Annotated in this window: 17 protein-coding genes and 2 tRNA genes; 8 read left to right on the plus strand and 11 right to left on the minus strand. The window is 73.8% G+C overall.

Translation table 11 applies throughout. The features are described 5' to 3' along the window. Positions 1–15 precede the first annotated feature (15 nt). Together ACN27A_RS16610 and ACN27A_RS16615 are read left to right on the plus strand one after the other, a co-directional pair. Positions 16–744, plus strand: coding sequence for an ATP-binding protein (locus ACN27A_RS16610; RefSeq protein WP_421454405.1), 729 nt, complete (start codon positions 16–18; stop codon positions 742–744). Between the two features lie 105 nt (positions 745–849). After that, complete coding sequence (locus ACN27A_RS16615) at positions 850–1,422, plus strand: DUF5709 domain-containing protein (RefSeq protein ID WP_421454407.1); 573 nt, start codon at positions 850–852, stop codon at positions 1,420–1,422. A gap of 52 nt (positions 1,423–1,474) precedes the next feature. On the opposite strand, the gene ACN27A_RS16620 is transcribed toward ACN27A_RS16615, so the two are convergent. Both ACN27A_RS16620 and macS read right to left on the minus strand, forming a co-directional pair. Beyond that, complete coding sequence (locus ACN27A_RS16620; protein ID WP_421458499.1) at positions 1,475–2,137, minus strand: response regulator; 663 nt, start codon at positions 2,135–2,137, stop codon at positions 1,475–1,477. 14 nt (positions 2,138–2,151) lie between these two features. Further along, the gene (macS, locus tag ACN27A_RS16625) at positions 2,152–3,282 is read right to left on the minus strand and encodes a MacS family sensor histidine kinase (RefSeq protein ID WP_421454410.1); all 1,131 of its coding nucleotides are present in this window, start codon (positions 3,280–3,282) and stop codon (positions 2,152–2,154) included. A 120-nt stretch (positions 3,283–3,402) separates the two neighbouring features. Here macS and ACN27A_RS16630 point away from each other — a divergent pair, with 120 nt between their 5' ends. Next, complete coding sequence (locus ACN27A_RS16630; RefSeq protein ID WP_421454413.1) at positions 3,403–3,870, plus strand: ATP-binding protein; 468 nt, start codon at positions 3,403–3,405, stop codon at positions 3,868–3,870. Positions 3,871–3,898: 28 nt separating this feature from the next. On the opposite strand, the gene ACN27A_RS16635 is transcribed toward ACN27A_RS16630, so the two are convergent. Continuing rightward, positions 3,899–4,837, minus strand: coding sequence for a ribose-phosphate diphosphokinase (locus ACN27A_RS16635; protein ID WP_421454415.1), 939 nt, complete (start codon positions 4,835–4,837; stop codon positions 3,899–3,901). Positions 4,838–4,930: 93 nt separating this feature from the next. On the opposite strand from ACN27A_RS16635, the gene glpK reads away from it, so the two are divergent. After that, entirely contained in the window at positions 4,931–6,415 is a 1,485-nt protein-coding gene (gene glpK, locus ACN27A_RS16640; protein WP_421454418.1) for a glycerol kinase GlpK, read from the plus strand. Between the two features lie 18 nt (positions 6,416–6,433). Here the strand turns inward: glpK and ACN27A_RS16645 are convergent, their stop codons facing one another. Further along, positions 6,434–7,267, minus strand: coding sequence for a phosphoribosylaminoimidazolesuccinocarboxamide synthase (locus tag ACN27A_RS16645; RefSeq protein ID WP_421454421.1), 834 nt, complete (start codon positions 7,265–7,267; stop codon positions 6,434–6,436). Positions 7,268–7,433: 166 nt separating this feature from the next. Here ACN27A_RS16645 and ACN27A_RS16650 point away from each other — a divergent pair, with 166 nt between their 5' ends. Further along, positions 7,434–8,765: an ABC transporter substrate-binding protein gene (locus ACN27A_RS16650; RefSeq protein ID WP_421454424.1), complete on the plus strand. Its 1,332-nt coding sequence runs from the start codon at positions 7,434–7,436 to the stop codon at positions 8,763–8,765. 121 nt (positions 8,766–8,886) lie between these two features. Here the strand turns inward: ACN27A_RS16650 and ACN27A_RS16655 are convergent, their stop codons facing one another. The 5 genes from ACN27A_RS16655 to ACN27A_RS16675 form a co-directional block, all read right to left on the minus strand. Beyond that, entirely contained in the window at positions 8,887–9,135 is a 249-nt protein-coding gene (locus ACN27A_RS16655) for a hypothetical protein (RefSeq protein ID WP_421458500.1), read from the minus strand. 287 nt (positions 9,136–9,422) lie between these two features. Further along, positions 9,423–9,499: transfer RNA gene (locus tag ACN27A_RS16660), tRNA-Met, on the minus strand. A gap of 685 nt (positions 9,500–10,184) precedes the next feature. After that, positions 10,185–10,261 (minus strand) — tRNA-Met (locus ACN27A_RS16665). 236 nt (positions 10,262–10,497) lie between these two features. Continuing rightward, positions 10,498–13,545, minus strand: coding sequence for a UPF0182 family protein (locus tag ACN27A_RS16670; protein WP_421454427.1), 3,048 nt, complete (start codon positions 13,543–13,545; stop codon positions 10,498–10,500). A 178-nt stretch (positions 13,546–13,723) separates the two neighbouring features. Next, a complete protein-coding gene (locus tag ACN27A_RS16675; RefSeq protein WP_421454430.1) occupies positions 13,724–14,737 on the minus strand; it encodes a PDZ domain-containing protein in 1,014 nt (337 codons plus the stop codon). Between the two features lie 113 nt (positions 14,738–14,850). Here ACN27A_RS16675 and ACN27A_RS16680 point away from each other — a divergent pair, with 113 nt between their 5' ends. Further along, entirely contained in the window at positions 14,851–16,158 is a 1,308-nt protein-coding gene (locus ACN27A_RS16680) for a zinc-dependent metalloprotease (protein WP_421454432.1), read from the plus strand. Between the two features lie 243 nt (positions 16,159–16,401). On the opposite strand, the gene ACN27A_RS16685 is transcribed toward ACN27A_RS16680, so the two are convergent. Together ACN27A_RS16685 and ACN27A_RS16690 are read right to left on the minus strand one after the other, a co-directional pair. Continuing rightward, the gene (locus tag ACN27A_RS16685) at positions 16,402–17,016 is read right to left on the minus strand and encodes a hypothetical protein (RefSeq protein ID WP_421454435.1); all 615 of its coding nucleotides are present in this window, start codon (positions 17,014–17,016) and stop codon (positions 16,402–16,404) included. A gap of 259 nt (positions 17,017–17,275) precedes the next feature. Beyond that, the gene (locus ACN27A_RS16690; RefSeq protein WP_132231076.1) at positions 17,276–17,806 is read right to left on the minus strand and encodes a M48 family metallopeptidase; all 531 of its coding nucleotides are present in this window, start codon (positions 17,804–17,806) and stop codon (positions 17,276–17,278) included. Between the two features lie 549 nt (positions 17,807–18,355). Between ACN27A_RS16690 and ACN27A_RS16695 the strand changes: the two genes are divergently transcribed. Together ACN27A_RS16695 and ACN27A_RS16700 are read left to right on the plus strand one after the other, a co-directional pair. Then, positions 18,356–18,523 carry a DUF5679 domain-containing protein gene (locus ACN27A_RS16695; protein WP_199714804.1) on the plus strand — a complete coding sequence of 56 codons (168 nt, stop codon included), beginning with the start codon at positions 18,356–18,358 and terminating at the stop codon, positions 18,521–18,523. A gap of 219 nt (positions 18,524–18,742) precedes the next feature. After that, positions 18,743–19,798, plus strand: coding sequence for a TOMM precursor leader peptide-binding protein (locus tag ACN27A_RS16700; protein WP_421458501.1), 1,056 nt, complete (start codon positions 18,743–18,745; stop codon positions 19,796–19,798). Positions 19,799–19,815: the final 17 nt, after the last annotated feature.

Consider the following 19,815-nt stretch of genomic DNA (forward strand, 5'->3'; position numbering starts at 1 on the left):
GGGACGGAGCCGATCATGTCCACCGACGCGGGCTGCCGGGTGGAGGCGGACGCGGCGTCCGGCGTGCTCCGGCTGACCGGGACGCTCGACCGGTCCGGCGTCGACGTGGTGCGCGACGGCCTGCTCGCCCAGTTCTGTTGCCGACCCGGCCCGGTCCTCGCCGACCTCACCGCCCTGCGGGTGGCCGACCCGGCCGCCCGGGACGTCTTCGCGGAGGTGTGCCGGGAGGTACGCGACTGGCCCGCCGCCGACCTGCTGCTCTGCGATCCGACCGGCGCCGTCGAGGGGGTGCCCGCCTGGCCGACCCTGGCCGGGGCGCTGGCCGGGCTCGCCGCCGCGCCGCTGGCCACGGTGGTCGAGACCGACCTTCCCCCTACCGTCGGGGCGGCCCGGGAGGCCCGGCAGCTCGTGACGGAGGGCTGCGGGCGCTGGGGCCTGCCCGAGCTGATCGAGCCGGCCGGCATCGCGGTCACCGAGATGGTGAACAACGTGGTCGCCCACGCGCACACTCCGATGACGGTCCGCCTGGCACCCCGGGGCAGCGCGCTGCACCTGGCGGTACGCGACCACTCGCCGCGCCAGCCGGCGTTCACCGGGCAGGCGCCGCTGGACACCGCGGGCGGGCGCGGCCTGCTGCTGATCGACACCGTCACCCGCAGCTGGGGCAGCAGCCGGGTGCCGGACGGCAAGGTCGTCTGGTGCGTGCTGCACGCCGACGACGAGAGCACCGCCCACCCCGGCTGACCGCCGCCCCGATTCCTGCCCCGGCGTCCCCCGACGTGCCCCTTCCGCCCGGATGGCCACGGGCGGCACCGGTTATGCCGGGAGGGCAGTGGGTAGTGATCAGCCATGCGCGACGACGAGTACCCGACCCCCGTGTCCGACCCCGAGGCGGAGGGCCTGCCCGACACCGCCGACGACGACTCGACCGCCAACGACGACGTCCTGACCGGGCGCGAGGCGGACGGTCCGGAGCCCGCCCAGCTGCCGGGCGACCGGACGCCGGTGGCGGTGGACCGGTACGGGAACACCGCCGAGGAGCAGCTCGACGGCGAGTCGCTGGACTACAAGCTCGACCGGGAGCAGCACGAGCGCCCGGCCGACGACCCGCTCGCCGGCCCCGTCGACCCGGACATCGCCGCCGAGGCCGACAGCGAGGAGGCGGCGGCGCAGGCCCAGCTCGACGCGGACGTCATGGATCCCGGCCCCACCTCCGACCCGGACTCGCCGGTGTCCCTCTACGACCACGGCAAGCTGGGCAGTGTCAGCGACGGCCAGGTCGGCCGGCTCGTCGAACCGGACGAGGGGGCGCACACCGACCAGGAGACCGACTCGGTGGCGTACGACGCCGGTTCGGCCGGCGGCGGCGCGAGCGCCGAGGAGCTGGCCATCCACGAGACGCGTCCGCCGCACTCGGTCTGAACCGGCCCGGGGGCCGTCGGGGAACCCTTCGGGGGCGGTTCCCCGGCGGCCCTCACTCGTCGAGGCCCCGTTCGATCGCGTACCGGGTCAGCTCGACCCGGTTGTGCAGTTGGAGCTTGCCGAGCGTGTTCTGCACGTGGTTCTGCACCGTGCGGTGGGCCAGCCCGAGCCGCTCGGCGATCTGCTTGTAGGACATGCCCTTGGCGACCAGGCGCAGCACCTCGGTCTCCCGGTCGGTGAGCCGGGGCGCCGCGCCGGCACCCCGGGCGTCGCGTCCGGCGGCCTGTCCGGCGCCGTCCGGGTCGGCCGCGAGCCGGCGGTACTCGCCGAGGACCAGCCCGGCCAGGCCGGGCGTGAAGACCGGCTCCCCCGCCGCCGTGCGGCGCACCGCCTCCAGGAACTCCGCCGGGGCGGCCGACTTGACCAGGTAGCCGGTGGCGCCCGCCTTCACCGCGTCGAGCACGCTCTGCTGCTCACCGCTGGCCGAGAGCATCAGCACGCGCACCTCCGGCAGCACGGCGCGCAGCCCGCGGACCACCTCCACCCCCGAGACGTCCGGCAGTTGCAGGTCGAGGATCACCACGTCCGGCCGGGCGGCGGCGGCCACCCGCAGCGCCTGCCGACCCTCCCCGCTGGCGGCGACGACGACGTGGCCGGCCTCGGTGAGGTCCCGGGCCACCCCCTCCCGCCACATCGGGTGGTCGTCGACCACCATCACCCGTACGCCTGTCACGGTTGTCCCTCCCTCGGAACGGTCAGTTCCAGCTCGGTGCCGGCGCCCGGCGCGGAGGTGATCCGCACCGTGCCGCCCAGGTCGGCGAGGCGGCCCCGGATCGACCGGGCGACGCCGAGCCGGCCCTCGGCGGCGGCCTCCTCCAGCCGGCCGTCCGGAAACCCCGGCCCCTCGTCGCGGATCGACACGGTCACCGTCGTCCCCTCGTCCTCGACGAGCACCCAGGCCCGCCCGTCGGTGTGCCGGGCCACGTTGTCGAGGGCGGCGGCGGTCGCAGCGGCCAGTTCGTGGGCGACCCGCCCGGGCAGGGGCACCGGGGTGGCCGGCGCGGACAGCGAGACCGCCGCCGAGGCGTACCGGCCGAGCAGCCCCCGCAGGTCCACCGGCCCGCCGTGGGCGGTGGGCGCGACCGGCGTGGCGCCGCCGATCAGGGCGCGCAGCGCGGCCTCCTGTTCCCCGGCGAGCCGGGCCAGCTCCCCTGCCTCGCCGTCCAGGTGGGCGCCGCGCCGCTGCACCAGCGCCAACACCTGGAGCACGCCGTCGTGGATGTCCCGGGCCAGCCGCTCCCGCTCCCGGGTGGCGGCCTCCAGCTCCACCGCCCGGTGCAACCGCTCCTCGGCGGTCACCGCCAGCCGGGCGACGTGTCCCACCACCACGCCGGCGAGCAGCAGCAGGATCGTCCCGGTGAGCGACGACTGGCCGATCCGTTCGCGGGTGGCGAGGTCCACCGCGCCGAGCGCCAGCGCGGCGACCGTGCCCCGGCGCCGGCCGCCGGAGACCGCCCAGGCCAGCACCGGACCGGCCAGCCAGGCCACGGTGAGGCTGGGCACGCCGGCGGCGAGCGCCGTCCGCCCGATCACCCACGGGGTGGCCAGCATGATGCCGACGACGACCCCCAGGTCCGCCAGGAGCAGCGGCCAGCCCCGGCGGGCCGGGTGGGCGTAGCCGACGGCGGTCACGCCGGTCCAGGCCGCCATCAGCAGGACCAGACCGCCGGCCGCGAACGGGTGGGCGTACCGGTCGGCGTCCCGGAGCGCCACCACGCAGACGTACGCCAGGGAGGCCACCCGGAACACGGCGATGGCCCGCCAGAGCGGGACCTCGAAACCACCGGGCGGCGTCGACACGCCCGTCACGATGCCACAGCCGTCAGGACGGTCCCGTGGGCCGTCGGGTGCGCCCGGAGGAACCCTGACGTACGGTGGAAATGCCGCGAAACATCCACGATCCGCTGCCGGGACGGGGCCATGACGAATGCGGAACCCGGAGCACAGCGTACGGTTGTGCCCATCGAACCTTCCCTTCTCATCGCCGAGGCCTTCGACCAGGCCCAGGTGACCGAGCTGCGCCACTCGGTCACCTCCTGCGCGCACGCGGCCGGCCTCGGCGGGCAGCGGCTCGACGACTTCGTGCTGGCGGTCAACGAATTGATCACCAACGCGGTCCGGCACGGCGGCGGCCAGGGCTGGCTGCGGCTGTGGCGGCAGTCGGACCAGCTGTTCTGCGAGGTCTCCGACCACGGGCAGGGAATCAGCACGCAACGGCTGGGCGACCGGAGCCGTCCCGCCGCCGACACCGCTGGCGGGTGGGGCCTCTGGCTGGCCCGGGAGCTGAGCGACAGCATGGACGTGGAGACCGGCACGCGCGGCACGACGGTCCGCATCAGCACCGCCGTCGCGGCCCCCCAGCACACCGGCCGCCACCGCCGCGACTGACACCGGCGGGGCCTGCATCCCGGGCGGGTCAGGCGAAGAGGGCGCTCACCGATTCGCCGTTGTGGATCCGGCGCATCGCCTCGGCCAGGGCCGGCGCCACGGACAGGATCTCCAGCTTCGGCACCCGCTTGTCGGCGGGGATCGGCACCGTGTTGGTGCAGACGATCTCCAGCACACCCTCCTGCTCGCTCAGCCGCTGCAACGCGCCGCTGGAGAAGAGGCCGTGGGTGCAGGCCAGCCGGATCGAGCGGACCCTCAGCTCGCGCAGGTGCTCCATCAGCTCGATCACCGTGCTGCCCTTGGCGATCTCGTCGTCCAGCACGATCACGTCCCGGTCGGTCACGTCGCCGATCACCGAACTGATCTTGACCCGGTCGTCGCTGAACCGCTGCTTCGCCCCGGCGGCCACCGGGGTGCCGAGCCGCCGGGCGAACGCCGCCGCCTCCTTGGCGTTGCCGAGGTCCGGCGAGACCACCACCGTGTTGCTCAGGTCGTAGCGGGTGAAGTGGTCGGCCAGCTCACGCAGCGCGTGCAGGTGGTCGACCGGCACGCTGAAGAAGCCGTGCACCTGGGGCGAGTGCAGGGTCATCGCCAGCACCCGGTCCGCGCCCGCCGAGGTGAGCAGGTCGGCGACGAGCCGCCCGCCGATCGAGATGCGCGGCGCGTCCTTCTTGTCGGAGCGCGCGTACGCGTAGTGCGGCAGCACCACGGTGATCCGGCCGGCCGAGGCGCCCCGGGCCGCGTCGATCATGAGCAGCAGCTCGACCAGGTTCTCCTGCACGGGCGGCACCAACGGCTGGATCAGGAAGACGTCCCGCTCCCGGCAGTTGGCCTGCAACTGCACTTCCAGGCAGTCGTTGGCGAACCGGGAGACCCGCACCGGGTGCAGCGGCACGTCGAGGTGGGCGCAGATCTCGGCGGCGAGTTCGGGGTGGGCGGTACCACTGAAGACGGCGATGTCACGCACGTCCGCACATCGTACGGACGTGCGCGGGACCCGTTCCCCGCCGGGGCCCGCCGCCGGCCGGCGAAGATCGGTCGGGCCGGGTACGGTGCTGCCGTGACCCCCCAGTACGTCGCCGCCATCGACCAGGGCACCACCTCCTCGCGGTGCATCGTCTTCGACCGGGCCGGGGAGATCGTCTCCGTCGCCCAGCGGGAGCACCGGCAGATCTTCCCCCGGCCGGGCTGGGTGGAGCACGACGCCGAGGAGATCTGGGACAACGTCCAGCGGGTGGTCCGGGAGGCGCTGCACGCCGCCGGCACCGACGCCGCCGGGCTCGCCGCCGTGGGCATCACCAACCAGCGGGAGACCACGCTCGTCTGGGACCGGGCCACCGGGCGGCCGGTGGCCAACGCCGTCGTCTGGCAGGACACCCGCACCGCGCCGCTGCTGCGCGAGCTCGACCAGGCGTACGGCGAGGAGCGGTTCCGCTCCCGCACCGGCCTGCCGCTGGCCACCTACTTCGCCGGGCCGAAGCTGCGCTGGCTGCTGGATCACGTCGACGGGCTGCGCGGGCGCGCCGAGGCCGGCGAGGTTCTCTTCGGCACGATGGACAGCTGGCTGATCTGGAAGCTCACCGGTCGGCACGTCACCGACGTGACGAACGCCAGCCGCACCCTACTGATGGACCTGAGCACCCTCGACTGGGACCCGGAGCTGCTCGACGCGATGGGGGTGCCGGCCGCGATGCTGCCGGAGATCCGCAGCTCCGCCGAGGTCTACGGGGAGGCAACCGGCGTCCTGGCCGGGGTGCCGGTCGCCAGCGCGCTCGGCGATCAGCAGGCTGCCCTGTTCGGGCAGACCTGCTTCCAGCCGGGCGAGGCCAAGTGCACCTACGGCACCGGCAGTTTCCTGCTGCTCAACACCGGCGCCAGCCCGGTCCCCTCCACCCACGGACTGCTCACCACGGTCGCCTACCGCATCCAGGGCCAGCCCGCCGCGTACGCGCTGGAGGGGGCGATCGCGGTCACCGGCTCGCTGGTGCAGTGGCTGCGCGACAACCTCGGGCTGATCTCCACCGCGCCCGAGGTGGAGGAGCTGGCCCGCACCGTCGACGACAACGGCGGCTGCTACGTCGTGCCGGCCTTCTCCGGGCTGTTCGCCCCGCACTGGCGCAGCGACGCGCGCGGGATCATCGCCGGGCTGACCGGCTACATCACCAAGGGCCACCTGGCCCGGGCGGCGCTGGAGGCCTCCGCCTGGCAGACCCGCGAGGTGGTCGACGCGATGAACGCCGACTCCGACGTGGCGCTGCGCCGGCTCCGGGTCGACGGCGGGATGACCGCCAACGGGCTGCTGATGCAGTTCCTCGCCGACGTGCTCGACGTGCCGGTGGTCCGGTCCCGGATCACCGAGACCACCTGCCTCGGCGCGGCGTACGCGGCCGGCCTCGCGGTCGGCTTCTGGCCGGACCTGGCGACGCTGCGCGGCCAGTGGCGCTCCGACGCGCAGTGGGAGTCGACGATGGAACCGGCGCACCGGGAGCGGGAGCTGCGCAACTGGCGCAAGGCCGTCCAGCGCACCCTCGGCTGGGTGGACTGACGCCGCAGGGGGCCGGAGTCAGGCCCAGCGGTTGCCGGTGAGCTTCTCGTAGACGTCGACGTAGCGGGCCCGGGTCGCCTCGACCACCTCGGCCGGCACCTCCGGCGCCGGGCCCTGCCGGTCCCAGCCGCTCTCGACCGCCCAGTCCCGCACGTACTGCTTGTCGTAGGAGAACTGCGCCCGGCCCGGCTGGTACGACTCCGCCGGCCAGAACCGGGACGAGTCGGAGGTGAGCAGCTCGTCGCCGACGGTCAGCGTGCCGTCCGGCGCCCAGCCCAGCTCGATCTTGGTGTCGGCGACCAGGATGCCCCGGTCGGCGGCCAGCTCGGCCCCCCGGCGGTAGACGTCGAGCGTGATCCGGCGCAGCCGCTCGGCGGTCTCGGCGCCGACCTTGTCCACCACCTCGGCGAAGGTGATCGGCTCGTCGTGCTCGCCCACCGGCGCCTTGGTCGACGGGGTGAAGATCGGCTCGGGCAGGATGGACGCCTCCACCAGCCCGCGCGGCAGCTCGACGCCGGAGACCGCGCCCGTGCGCTGGTACTCCTTCAGGCCGCCGCCGGTCAGGTAGCCCCGGGCGACGCACTCCACCGCGACCATCTCCAGCCGCCGGCAGCGGATCGCCCGGCCGGCGAACTCCGCCGGCACGTCGGTGGCGGAGATGACGTGGTTCGGCACCAGGTCGGCGAGCTGCTCGAACCACCACAGCGAGAGCGCGGTGAGCAGCTTGCCCTTGTCGGGGATCGGCGTCGGCAGCACCACGTCGTAGATCGAGATGCGGTCGGAGGCGACCAGGATCAGGTCCTCGCCGTCGGCGTAGACATCCCTCACCTTGCCCGAGTGCAGAAGTTCCACGCGCCCTAGTACACCATGCGGGCCGGCCACGGCCTCCGCCGGTGGCTGCGGGCATCGATGCGTACGCCTGGGGTGTGGTGGTGTGGCCGGTCGTACGTTGACACCCTCGCGCGCGCCTGCGTGAATGATCCGGCCGCCCGCCCCACCGGTCCGCCAGGAGTTCTTCGTGCCCGCTGCCCGATCCCCGCTGCCCCGCGCCGAAGCGGATCCGGGCCGGCGTCGGGTGCTCGCCGCGATGCTGGGTGCGCCGGTGCTCGCGACCGGCGGGCTCACCGGGTGCACCGAGGGCCGGACGGCCCCGGTGGAGACCGGGCCGGTCGAGCTGTCGGTCTTCTGGTACGGCGGGGCCAAACGGGCCGAACTCACCGAGCGGGTGCTGCGGCTCTACACCGACCGCAATCCCCGCGTCGGTTTCCGGATCACCTGGCAGGGCGCCGGCGGCTACTACGACCGGCTGGCCACCCAGGCCGCGGGCGGCAACGTGCCCGACCTGATCCAGCTCGACGACAGCATGCTCACCGAGTACGCCCGCCGCGAGATCGTCCTGGACCTCAGCGGCTACGTCGCCGACCACCGCCTGGACCTGCGCACCCTGCCCCAGGGCCTGGTCCGGTACGGGCAGGTCGACGGCCGTACGGTCGGCGTCGCCGCGGCACAGACCGCCGCCGCCGTGGTCTACGACCGCACGCTGCTGCGCCGGCTGCGGCTGCCCGAGCCGAGCACGGGAATGTCCTGGGCGGAGTACGTCGCCTGGGCGCGACGGGTCACCCGGGCGAGCGACGGCCGGGTGGCCGGCACGATGGACCCGTCCGGCGACTACCGGGCGCTCTGGCTCTGGCTGCGCGGGCAGGGCGGCGAGTTCTACCGCGGTCGACAGCTCGGCTTCGACGCCGACGCGCTGGTCGAATGGTTCGACCTGTGGCGACGCGCCCGATCCAGCCGGGCCACCCCGAGCGCCGCCCTCGTGGAGCAGGCCGACGGCGGCGAACCCGTCCAGCAGCTCGTGGTCACCGGCGCGACGGCCGCCTCGTTCGCCTGGTCGCACCAGCTGCCGGAACTCCAACGCCTCACCGACGCCGAGCTGGGCCTGGCCGCCATGCCGGGTCCCCCGGAGGCGCAGTGGCACCGGGCGTCGATGTACTGGGCGGCCTTCCGCGGCACCCGGCACCCCGACCTGGTCGCGGACGTGATCAACTTCCTGACCGGCAACGGCGAGGCGGGGAGCGTCCTCGGTCACGAGCGCGGGCTCAGCCCCAGCCTCGCCGTACGCAGCTACGTCGAGGGCAGCATCACCGAGCCGGCGCAGCGGCGCGCGGCGGCCCTCGGCACCGCGCTGGCCGCCCGGCTGGGACCGGCGCCCAGCCCACCGCCGCAGGGCCACCCCCGGGTGCGGGCGCTGCTGCTGGAGGCCGCCGAGAGCATCCGCGGCGGCAGGACCGGCCCCCGGGCGGCTACGGCCCGCTTCATGGCCCAGGCGGACGCGACGCTGGCCGGATAGAACCGGTCACCGCGAGGCCGCCCCTGGCGGGCATGCCGGGTCGAACGTCCTGCCTGGGCCGAGGCAGGGCAGGGCAGGACGCCGCCGCCCTGCCGGAACACCCGTGCGCCGACGGGCCGCCTCAGCGCGGCGGGCCGCCTCGACGGTTGCGCATCATGCGCATCAGGAGGAAGACGACGCCGGCCACCACGACCAGGCAGCAGAGCAGGCCGATGAAGCCGAAGCCGCCACCGCGCCGCCGCCGCGCGGCCTCCACCACGAGCTCACCCGTGCCGGTGGACGCCCAGGCCGCGACGGGCACGAACACCGACAACACGACCGCACCGAAAACGGCGGTCAACCGGCCCCACCACTTACCGAAAGAAGACATGCCCACATCTTCGCCGACAACCGCAACCTCGGCACGTCGGTCAACGAGGAACACGCGCCGCGCCCAGGCACGCCCGGCACCGTTCCGTTGGTCGGCCGCGCCCCAGCACCGCGAGTACCTGGAGCACGGAGTCGGATGTCCCGGGCCCGCCACTCCCGCCGGCCGCCCGCACGTCGGCGTGCGTTGCACTCCGGGGTAACGAAGCGCGTCATCGACCGATGCGACACGTCGACGCCGGGGGGCGAGATGCGAAGAGGCCCGGAGACAATCTCCGGGCCTCTTCGACGTGGTAGCGGGGACAGGATTTGAACCTGCGACCTCTGGGTTATGAGCCCAGCGAGCTACCGAGCTGCTCCACCCCGCGTCGGCTCGTTAACTCTAGCGCACCCGACGGGCGATGATCAGCGGACCCCCGATCCTGCGGTAGACCGTGCCTTGACCAGCGCAAACCGGCATCGGAGGTCGGCACGAGGCACCCGTCGCCCCAGCCCGACCCACGCCGCGCGCCGGTGGCCAGCGGGACGCGGAAGGCGGGCACCCGACCGCAGTGGCGGCAATGGCACGTCTCTGCCCGGTGATCAGGACGCCATGGACGTTACCCGGGCTGTTCAAGGTCCATGGCGTCCTTATCACGCCGCTGCACGCCCGCCTGTTCGGTCGCTCGGGCGGGCGTTCGTCGCCAGTGGTGGCTGTCCGCGTTCCTGCGCGACCGGTCGCGGTTCTCGCCGCCGTGTTGTCGCCCCCGCCCGATGTCCGCCGACGGATCGTGTGGCGTCAGTCGCTCCGCTCGCCCTGACGCAATGCACGATCGCCGGTCCAGCCAACGGGCGGCGGCAGGGGTGGAGCGGCAAGCGGCGCCTGCACGGGGTGGCCTGGCTCGGCAAGGCCACCGTCTTCCCGTAGGCGGGCAGCGGCCAGGCAGCCGGCGGCGGGCGGCGGGCGGCGGCCAGAGCCGGCGGGAGGCAGAGCCAGAGCCGCGTGATCGTCGGGTAGCGGGTGGCCCGGAAATGCGGAACGGCCCCGGACTGAAGTCCGGGGCCGTTCCGACGTGGTAGCGGGGACAGGATTTGAACCTGCGACCTCTGGGTTATGAGCCCAGCGAGCTACCGAGCTGCTCCACCCCGCGTCGGTTCGTATACCGTATCCCACCGACCCCCGTCGCCGCAAAACGACCCCCGGGGACACCCCACGACAACCACGACTCGACGGTGCCTGCGCCGCCAGGCCCGGGCGTACGCCTCCTTCACGGAGTCGTGGGGCGGCGGGTTGCGGTAGCGGGCCGGTGGTCGCGAACGCGACAGCGCCCCCGGAGTCGGGACCGGATCGGTCCGTCGGCCGGGGGCGCTGCGAGGGTCGTGCGGGTCAGCCGCCCGGGGTGGGTGAGGCGCTGCCGCCGGGTGCCGGGGACGCCGGAGCGCTGGGCGTCGGGGACGCCGGAGCGCTGGCGCCGGGCGTCGGGGACGCCGGGGCGGTGGCGGCCTGCTGGGCCCGCTGGAAGGCGGTGAGCGCCTCGTCCAGCGCCTTCAACGCGCGCCCGTACCGCTCGAAGTCGCCCGAGGTCTGCGCGGCCCGGACCTCCGCGATGGCGGTCTGGACGCGGTTCGCCGCCTCGGCCAGCTCGCCGGTCAGCGGGGGTGCGGTCCCACCCGGCGGCGTGCCTCCGGCCGGGGGCGGGGTGCCGCCGGCCGGCGGTGGGGTGCCCGGGGCGCCGGCCTGCTTGCCCTGCTCGACGAGCTGCTTGATGCCGTCGGTCACGTTGTTGGCCAGCACCACGTAGGAGCCGCCGTCGCCGTAGGACATCAGCACCCGCTGCAACAGCGGCGGCGCGTTCTGCGCGGCGGTCTTCACGTAGACCGGCTCGATGTACAGCATGCCGTCGCCGAACGGCAGGGAGAGCAGGTTGCCGTACTGCACCTGGGCCTGCTGGGACTGGAGCAGGTTGAGCTGCTGCCGGATGTTCGCGTTGTTGGTCATCGACTGGTGCACCTGCACCGGGCCGGAAACCCGGGTCTGGTCGGGCAGGTCGAGCACCTCCAGCCGCGGTTGCCCGTCCACGTACGACCCGGAGATCAGCGCGGCGAGGTTCTCCCGGCCGTTCGGGGTGACCGCCGAGGTGAGCTGGAAGCGCGCCGACTCCTGGCCGGGGAACTGCGTGTAGAGGTAGTAGGGCGGCTGCTTCTGGCCGGTGTCGGGGGCGTCCGGCACGTTCGGCACCTGCCAGAAGTCCGTCTCCGAGTAGAAGGCGCCGGGATCGGTCACGTGGAACCGGGTCAGCAGGTTGCGCTGCACCTTGAACAGGTCGGCCGGGTAGCGGAAGTGCTCGGCCAGTTCGGCCGGGATCTCCGACTTCGGCTGCACCAGGTCACCGCCGAACGCCTTGTTCCACGCCTTGAGCACCGGGTCGGTCTCGTCGAACTCGTAGAGCCGGACCGTGCCGTCGTACGCGTCGACGGTGGCCTTCACGGAGTTGCGGATGTAGTTGACGTTCTCCCGGGCGAGCTGGAAGGTGCCCCGCCCGGTCAGCTCGTCGGCCGTCTGCTCCTGGAGGTTGACGCGCTCGGCGTACGGGTAGGTCGCCGCCGTGGTGTAGCCGTCGATGATCCACTGGATCCGGCCGTCCACCACCGCCGGGTACGGGTCGCCGTCGAGGGTGAGGAACGGGGCGACCTTCTCCACCCGGTCGCGGGGGTTACGCACGTAGAGCAGCTTCGAGTTGTCGTTGACCGCGTCGGAGAGCAGGAAGTTCGACTCCTGCTCCTTGATCGCGTAGAGCAGCCGCCGGGTGAACGAGCCGATCTCGACGCCGCCCTCACCCGTGTAGGTGTAGGACTCGCCGCCCTCGCCGACCGGGCGGTCGAACTCCGCCTTCCGCGCCGGATCGCTCTGGCCGACGATCGCGTAGTCGCTGGCGTCCATCCGCTCGCCGTAGTAGACGCGGGGCTGCTTGGCCGCGATCTGCTCGGTCTGCGAGGCACACTGCTCGCCCGTCTGCTGGCCCGGCTCCTTCTGCTGCTCCTGGGGGTCGCCGAGGAAGCCGGAGACGAAGAAGGGCTGGCCGCCGCAGACCACCCGGTTGCCGGGCGCCGCCACCAGCCCGTAGCCGTGGGTGTAGACGGTGTGCCGGTTGATCCAGGTGTTCTGCTGGGGGGTCAACTGCCGGTAGTTGACCTCGCGCAGGCCGACCACGTAGTCCTGCACCTTGCCGTTGACCCCGTAGCGGTCGACGTCCAGCTTCTCGCCGAAGTCGTAGAACTGCCGGACCTGCTGGCGCTGGGTGTACGTCTCGGAGACCAGTTGCGGGTCGAGCAGCCGGATGTTCGGCACCACGGAGGTGTCCGTGGCGAGGGTCGCCGGCGGCCTCAGGTTGCTCGCCGCGTACGGCGTGGTGGTGGCCGTCTCCAGGCCGAACGCCGAGCGGGTGGCCTTGATGCTCCGCTCGATGTACGGCGCCTCCTTCTCCTTCGCGCTGGGCTTGACCTCGAAGGTCTGCACCGCCCAGGGGTAGACGCCGCCGATGGCGACGGCGGAGACGCCCAGCAGGGCGAGCGAGATGCCCGGCCAGACCAGGTTCCGCATCCAGGCGTTGGAGAAGACGATGATCGCGATCGCCACGACGATGGAGATGTAGGCGAGGATCTCCTTGGCCGGCAGCAGCGCGTTGACGTCGGCGTAGCCGGCGCCGTAGACGGGGCCGTTGCCGTACTCCAGCAGCATCGCGCGCCGGTCCAGCACGTACGCGAGCGCCTTGAGCAGGACGAAGACCGCGACGAGCGTGCTCAGGTGGGCCCGGGCGGCGTTGGTCATCCGGTCGCCGACGCCCTGGAGGCGGACGCCGCCGAAGACGTAGTGCACGGCGAGCGCGCCGATCACGGAGAGCACCACCGCGGTGAAGCCCACGCCGAGCAGGTAGCGCAGGAACGGCAGCTGGAAGACGTAGAAGCCGACGTCGATGCCGAACTCCGGGTCCTTCACGCCGAAGTCCCCGCCGTTGCGGAAGAGCAGCCACTGGTTCCACCGGCTCTGCGCCGACAGCCCGGCGAAGAGGCCGACCACGGCGGCGACCAGCGTGATCCACAGGCCGAGCCGGGGGCCCAGCAGCATCCGGTAACGCTCCAGGGTGGCCTGCTCCGGCGAGTGCGGGCGCATCCGGGGGCGCAGCCGCTGGGCCAGCCAGAGGTTGCCGCCGACTATCAGCGCCATGCCGAGACCGACGGCGAAGAAGAGCAACAGCCGGGTCGTCAGCACCCCCGTGAAGACCCCGGTGTAGCGGACCTCGTCGAACCACAGCCAGTCCGTCCACGCCTGGACACCCCAGCCGAGCAGGGTGAAGAGCACGAACACCCCGACCAGGACACCGATCGTGACGCGTCCGCGTCGGCTCATCCTCGGCAGGGGGCTGCTGCTCTTCATGACCACTGTTGGCTCCGCACGCTCGATGTGATCGGCTCCGACCAGGCACCCAGAGTACGGGGTGTTCCTGAACGTGTCGGTCCAAGGTCACACGGCGTCGCGCCGCGCGGCGGAAGCGTCGGTGGAGGGGCGGCCGGTGCGCACCCGCCACGTACGCCGGGAACGCCCGCGCTCGTGGTCAGCAGCGGGTCGGCTGGCCCCCGGCGCGCAGCGTCTCCAGCGCGGTCAGTGCCTCGTCCAGCGAGCCGACCTTCAGCAGCGGCAGCCCGGGCTGCGGGTTGCGTACGGCCTCGGCGCAGTTCGCCGCCGGCACCAGGAACGCCACCGCGCCGGCTTCCTTCGCGCCCACCAGCTTCTGGGCGATGCCGCCGATCGGCCCGACCCGGCCGGCGTCGTCGATCGTGCCGGTGCCGGCGATGACCTTCCCGCCGGTCAGGTCCTCCGGGGTCAGCTTGTCCACGATGCCGAGGGCGAACATCAGGCCGGCGCTCGGCCCGCCGATGTCCTCCAGGTCGATGCTCAGGGTGAACGGGTGCGGCTGCTGCTGCTCGATCTCCACCCCGATGCGGGGTCGCCCGTCCTGCTCCCGGCTGGTGACCGTCGCCGTCGCGGCGGCGCCGTCGCGGGTGTAGCCGATCCGCAGCGCGGTCCCGGCCGGCTTCGCCCTGATCACATCCGTGAGGCGGGTGGCCAACGGGACCGGTTCCCCGTCCACCGAGGTCAGCACGTCGCCGGGCTTGAGTACGCCGGCCGCCGGACCGTCGGCGGCGACGGTCTTGACCACCACCTGCACCGGGAAGCCCAGCTCCCGCAGCGCCGCGGTCTCCGCGCTGGTCTGCGAGACCCGGAAGTCCTCCGCGTTGCGCTCCTCGACCTGCTTGCGGCTCTCCCCCGGCGGGTACACCAGCTCGCGGGGCACCACCGCCTCGTCGTCGGAGAACCAGCCCTGGATCGCCGAGCGCAGCTTGACCGAGGGCTGCACCCCGACCGTGGTCAGCCGGAGCTGGCCGGCGGAGGTGGAGGTCTCCCGGCCGGTGACCTGGATGACCTCCTTGCCGTTCTCCTTGCCGAGCGTGTTGACGGTCGGCCCCGGGCCGAGCACCACGTACGGGATGGGCGCGCCGAGCACGCCGATGCTGAGCAGAGCGGTGAGCAGAGCACCGAGCAGGACGGTCACGCCGCGACGTCTCATGCGGCAGAGCGTACCGACCGGGATCGGGGCCTCCGGCGGGTGAATCGCGACTTCGCCCTCAGCGCAACGCCAGCGGCAGCTACCTGGGGCGCGGCGCGCGTACCGTAGACGTCGTGCCTGATATTCCGTTCGGTTTCGCGCTCCCGGGTGGGCAACCACCAGACCCCAACGATCCCGCGCAGATGCAGCAGTTCATGTCGCAGTTGCAGCACCTGCTCTCCGCGTCGGGCAGCGGGCCGGTCAACTGGGACCTGGCCCGGCAGGTGGCCGCCAGCCAACTCGCCGCCGCGGGCGACCCGGCGGTGTCGCCCTTCGAGCGCAACGCGGTGGAGGAGGCGTTGCGGCTCGCGGACCTGTGGCTGGAGCCGGCCTCCGCCCTGCCCTCGGGCATCCAGACCTCGCTGGCCTGGAACCGCAACGAGTGGATCTACAAGACGCTCGACGTCTGGCGCAAGCTCTGCGACCCGGTCGCCAGCCGGATGGTCGGCGCGATGGGCGACCTGGTGCCGCCGGAGGCGCGCGCCCAGCTCGGCCCGATGCAGTCGATGGTCGCCACCCTCGGTGGCGCGCTCTTCGGCGGTCAGCTCGGCCAGGCGCTCGGCTCGCTCGCCGCGGAGGTGCTCTCCGCCGGCGACATCGGGCTGCCGCTCGGCCCGGCCGGCACGGCCGCGCTGATCCCGGCCAACATCCGGGCGTACGGCGAGGGCCTGGAGCTGCCCGAGGACGAGGTACGCCTCTACGTCGCCCTGCGCGAGGCCGCCCACCAGCGGCTCTTCCAGCACGTGCCGTGGCTGCGCGGGCACGTGCTCAACGCCGTCGAGATGTACGCCGCCGGCATCCGGGTCAACCGGGAGGCGATCGAGGAGGCGATGGGCCGGGTCGACCCGACCGACCCGGAGTCGATGCAGGCGATCGCGCTGGAGGGCATCTTCACGCCGGAGGACAGCCCGGCGCAGAAGGCGTCGCTGGCCCGGCTCGAGACCGCCCTGGCCCTGGTCGAGGGCTGGGTGTGCCACGTGGTCGACAGCGCGGCGAGCGGCCGGCTGCCCAACGTGGTGAGCCTCGGCGAGGCGTTCCGCCGCCGCCGGGCCGCCGGTGGCCCGGCCGAGCAGACATTCGCGGCGCTGGTCGGCCTGGAGCTGCGTCCGCGCCGGCTGCGCGAGGCGGCGGCGCTCTGGGCGGCGCTGACCGAGCACCGCGGCATCGCCGGCCGGGACGCCCTGTGGGGCCACCCCGACCTGCTCCCCTCCGACGACGACTTCGCCGACCCGGTGGCCTTCGCGATGTCCGAGTGGGACCTCGGTGAGTTGGAGAGCTTCGACTTCAGCGCGCCGGGCGGCCCGGAGGAGAAGGCCCCGGGCGAGCCGGAGCAGCGGCGCCCGGACGACGACCCCGACGGCGGCGACGCCAGCCGCCCCTGATCGCGTCGACGACGAGGCCGCCCGCCCCACCGGGGTTCGGGCGGCCTCGCCGCGCGGTCGGGCCACGTCGCGAGGTCGGCCCACGTCGCACGGTCGGGCGCACGGTCGGGACGCGCCGCACGGTCCAACGGCCGCCCGACGTCGCGCCCGGCCCTCGTCGCGGGGTCGGGCTGCGTCGCGGGGTCGGGGGCCCGGCCGTGGTCCGGAGGGGTTGGTGCGGGTCGCTTCCGGCCCGCGGTCGGCTCAGCGGGGCTGCGCGGTGCCGGAGAGCAGGGCGCGGGTGGTCTCCCAGCCCTCCACGGCCGGGTCGAGGAATGCCAGATCGCCCGGCCCACGCAGGCGCCGCCAGGCCGGGGTCACCGCCAGGTCGCCGGGTCGCGGCGCCGCCGCGCGCACGGTCGCAGGCCGCGCGGTGTCCAGGTCCAGCGCCGGCAGCCACGCCGGTACGGGCAGCCGGGTGGCCACGCCGAGCAGCCCCGGCCCACCGCCCTCGACCGGGGCGACCGCGACCGGCCGGGTGGTGAGTGGGCGCAGCAGCTTGCCGATGGTCAGGCCCGGCACGTCGGGCGCGTCGCCGGCGATCACGGCCACCTGGTCGTAGCCGGTGTCGGCGAGGGCGGCGAAGACGGCGTTCGGGGTCGCCTCGGGGACCTCGTACACGGCCGTGTCCGGCCAGACCACCGCGTCGGCCAGCTCCCGGTCGGCCGGGGTGACCGCAACGGCCGTCTCCACCTCGTTGAGCGTGGCGAGCAGGTCGACCACGTCCTCGGCGAGCGCGGCCCGCCAGTCCACCGGGTCGGTGCCGGGCGGCGCCCAGGTCACCGGTCCGAGCAACGCCACCACCACACGTCGGGCCACCCCACGACCCTAGCCGGACGCGCCAGGAGCCACGACCGACGGGCGCGGGGATGCGGCGCCCGCCCGCTCGGCGAGCCCCGACATGAGCAGCCGGCTGCCGGAGTCGCGTCGAGATCTTGGCAGGAACGTGCCCCCGGAGGGGCCGTCGCGTACCAAGATCTCGCCGGCTCCGGCGCGAGCAGCGCGGACAGCGCGGATTACGCCGGGGCGGGCAGCAGGTGTGGGGGTCGGGACGGCGGTTGGCCGGCGGCGCTGAGGCTCAGTCGGTCAGCGGGGTGCCCGAGGCCGCCGCGACGCCCTCCAGGTAGCCGCGCGCCCGCTCGGACTTCGGGTAGCGCGCGACGAGCGCCCAGAACCGCGCGTTGTGGCTGGGCACGATGAGGTGCGCGAGCTCGTGCAGGAGCACGTAGTCGATCACCCAGTCGGGCAGCCCCTGGACGCGGTGCGAGATGCGGATCGTGCCGTCGTCCGGGGTGCACGACCCCCACCGGCCGTTCTGGTTGGTGACCCAGCGGACGCTCGTCGGTACGGCCTGCGCGCCGTGTTCGGCGAGGTAGAGCTTGATCAGGCGGGTGGCCCGGGCGAGCAGCTCGGCGTCGGACCGGGCGAGGCGCCCCTCCCGGGCGGCGAGCCGGGCGAGCATCCGGTCGACCCACTCGCTCTCCTCGGCCCGGGAGAACTGGTCCGGGATGAGGACGACGACCCGTTCACCGTCGCGGTACGCGGACACCGTGCGTCGCCGACGCTGGCTGCGCCGCACTTCGACGACCGGCTTCCGCGCCCCTGCCATCAGCGGGCCGCGCAGCCTCGGATTCCTGTCACGAAGGAAAGCTAATGCGTACTGACCAGGGGTCCGCAAGGGTCAACACCCCGACACCCGCCCGGAAAATGGTGATTGGTCGGCAGGAGTCCCAAAAAATCTTTTGCCTGGCCACGGTGATTCGTCGCCGTCACCCTTCGTGGCGGCCGTCCGCGGGTGCGGAGGCGTCGCGCCGCTGGCCCCCGCCGGGTGCGGCGGGGCGCATCCCCACGTTAGGTGATCTCCGTGGCGGGCGCAGCTCGGGGTGCCCCACACGGGGCATCTGGGCGGGTTCGGTCGGCGTGTCCCCGCCAAACTGACTTATCCGACGTAATTCGCCATGCACACTCTCGACGTCGACTTGCTCACAGTGACGAAGCACAGCTGACATGGAACCGCCCACACCTGGGTAGGGTCCGCGGACCAGCGGTCACGAGCGTGGCCGTGGGAGAACGACCCCAGCGCCGGTGCCCGAGTGGCCCGCCGCCGGGAACCCCCGCCGGGACGGCATCGGCCGGCGGACGAGACGAGGAGGGCACCGTGGCCGACCAGGCCCAGAGCTACAACGGTTACTGCGTCAAGTGCAAGGAGAAGCGGGATTTCGAGGGCCGCGTCGAGGTCTCGAAGACCGGGATGAACATGGCCAAGGGCAAGTGTCCGGTCTGCGGCACAACAGTGAACCGCATCCTGGGCAAGGCGAAGGTCTGACCCGTACGGATGCACCGGAGGGGGCGGCCGTCGGCCGCCCCCTCCGGCATGACCGCACCTCGTCCGCCGGCGCACCCGGTCGCGCACTGTCGGCTCGCCGACATGGTTACCGGCGGGTTGTGGATATCCCGGGATTTCCTGTGGACAGCCCTGGACAGGGCACCGCGCACCTGTGGACAACGATCGACGGTGAGCACGGACACGGTCACGATCGGTGTCATGCGCCGTGCCACCACGCTGCCCCGTCCCGTCCTGCTGCCGGGCCTCACCCGACTCTGGCGGGACCGTCACACCCTCCAACTCGGCGTCGAGCCGGGCCGCGCCGTGCTGCTGGAGATCGCCGACCCCCGGGCCGCACGCCTGCTCGACCTGCTCGACGGCACCCGTAGCGAACGGCTGGTCCTGGCGCACGCCGTCGCGGCCGAGGTGGCCCCCGACGAGGCCCGCGCCCTGCTCGACGCGCTGCGGGCCGCGGGCCTGGTCGTACCCGCGCACACCCTGCTGCCGAAGGACCTGGCCGGCCCGCCCCGGGCCCGGCTCACCGCCGAGGCGGAGGCGCTCGCCCTGGCCTCGGCGCGGCTGCCCGGCACGCCCGCCCAGGTGCTGCGCCGGCGGCTGACCGCCCGGGTGGTGGTCAGCGGCACCGGCCGCCTCGGCGCCCCGGTCGCCCTGGCGCTGGCCCAGGCGGGGGTGGGGCACGTGCACCCGGACCTGGCCGGCCCGGTGCGGCCGGCGGACCTGGTCGGCACGGGCATCCCGGCCGCCGCGCTCGGCCGTCCGCTCGCCCGGGCGGTACGCGACGCCGTCGAGCGGGCCGCCCCCGGCGCGGGCACGGGGCCGCTCCGGCGGGGCCGCGTCGACCTGGTCGTCCAGCTCGGTACGGACCGGCCGGCCGCCCTGCTCGCCGCCGGTCACGCCCAGCGCCGCCAGCCGCACCTGCTGCTCGCCCTCCGGGAGGGCGTGCCCGTGGTCGGCCCGCTCGTCCGCCCACCCGCTGGCCCCTGCCTGAACTGCCTCGACCTGCACCGGGCGGACCGGGACCCGGACTGGCCGGCGCTGGCCGCCCAGCTCGCCACGGGCGCGGGCGAGCAGGCGTGTGCCACCGCGACCCTCCTGGCGGCCGGGGCGTACGCGGTGGCCGAGGCGCTGGCGCAGCTCGACGGGGGCACCCCGGAGACCCTGGGCTGCGCGGTGGAGATCACCGGGGCGGGGCGGTTCCGCCGCCGGATGTGGCCGCCGCACCCCTCCTGCGGATGTTCGCGACGGCGCCGGTGATGCCTGCGGAGGTGGGG

The sequence above is a fragment of the Micromonospora sp. WMMD737 genome, from assembly GCF_049179055.1.
Taxonomy (GTDB): domain Bacteria; phylum Actinomycetota; class Actinomycetes; order Mycobacteriales; family Micromonosporaceae; genus Micromonospora; species Micromonospora reichwaldensis.